The organism is Pseudomonas sp. GL-B-12 (genome assembly GCF_019955895.1).
Taxonomy (GTDB): domain Bacteria; phylum Pseudomonadota; class Gammaproteobacteria; order Pseudomonadales; family Pseudomonadaceae; genus Aquipseudomonas.
On record NZ_JAHBCX010000083.1, the window covers coordinates 1 to 1,394 of the forward strand.

Annotated in this window: 1 protein-coding gene; it reads left to right on the forward strand. The window is 57.6% G+C overall.

The window, feature by feature from the left end; all coding sequences use genetic code 11:
* Positions 1-91 precede the first annotated feature (91 nt).
* A complete protein-coding gene (locus KGA85_RS29465; protein ID WP_223543598.1) occupies positions 92-1,123 on the forward strand; it encodes an IS110 family transposase in 1,032 nt (343 codons plus the stop codon).
* The last annotated feature ends 271 nt before the right edge of the window (positions 1,124-1,394 follow it).

Consider the following 1,394-nt stretch of genomic DNA (forward strand, 5'->3'; position numbering starts at 1 on the left):
AAAGCAATGGGATGGACTCCTCCTCACTTCGGCATCTTGAGTGCCAGACTGAAGGTGCGAACCACAGTCAACAGTGAGAAGGAGTCCACACATGAAGCTTATGCGCATTGGAGTCGACCTGGCCAAGAACGTGTTTCAGATCCACGGTGTGGATTGCCATGAGCAGCCGGTCTGGCGGCAGCGGCTACCACGTGATCGCTGGCTTCAAACGGTGCTGGAAAAGGTCGAACCTGGTTGTGAGATCGGCATGGAGAGTTGCGGTGGGGCCCATCATTGGGCGCGGCAACTCGAAGCTCTCGGATTTCGAGTCAAGCTGATCGCCCCCCAGTTCGTTAAACCTTATGTCAAAAGCAACAAGAACGACGCGAACGATGCCGAGGCGATCTGCGAAGCGATGAGCCGTCCCAGCATGCGCTTCGTCGCCATCAAGACGATCGAACAACAGGATATCCAAGCGACGCATCGCATCCGGGCCGGCTTAATCGAACAGCGGACGGCCAAAGCCAATCAGAACCGTGGGCTGGTCGCCGAGTACGGTCTCGTTGCACCGAAGGAATTGCTGATGCTGCGTCGCGCAATACCGTGCTGGCTAGAGGATGCGGATAACGGTTTGACGGCACGCTTTCGTCGTCTACTGGATGGTTTGTGGGACGACCTTCGTGCGCTGGATGGGCGTGTTTGCCAGCTCGACGGCGAGATCACTGCGATCGCGACAAACGAGCCGTCCGCCATTCGCCTTCAACAGCTGCGCGGTGTCGGTCCAATGATCGCCACAGCGCTCGTCGTCGCTCTCGGTGATGCCCGTCAGTTTGCCAATGGCCGACAGTTTGCCGCCTCGCTGGGACTGACACCGAGGCAACACAGTTCTGGTGGTAAGGATCGACTGCTCGGTATCAGTAAGCGCGGTGATACGTACCTGCGAACATTGATGGTGCATGGCGCACGCTCGGCGCTACGCACAGCCAAATCCAAAGAGGATCGGCTCAGCCAGTGGGCCGTTCGTTTAGCCGAGCGATCGCATCCCAATGTGGCCGCTATTGCGCTGGCCAACAAAACTGCACGCATGGCTTGGGCGATGCTGCGTCACGACACTGATTACCAACCGAATCAGGCAGCGGCCTGATCTATTTACCCGACGAGTTCTACGAGAGAAACAACTCTTAACCACGATTGCGAAGCAACCTGAACGATGGCAAACCGGTCGAACCGGCGTCGGCAAAACCCTCGAATGTCCAAGTGCGAAAAGCACGAAAAAGCGATCGGGAGCCGGCGCGCGAATAGCCCATCATGGCCCTGCATCGAAACGATGCCGTATTTAGAGGCCGAATATACGTGTGCAGTCGGCACGGGCGCCAAAGCAACGGGGCTTGCAATGAGGGGGAGTCCATATACGG

Coding starts and splice junctions, on each gene's coding strand:
- KGA85_RS29465 (WP_223543598.1), top strand. CDS start 92: ATGAAGCTTATGCGCATTGGAGTCGACCTGGCCAAGAACGTGTTTCAG.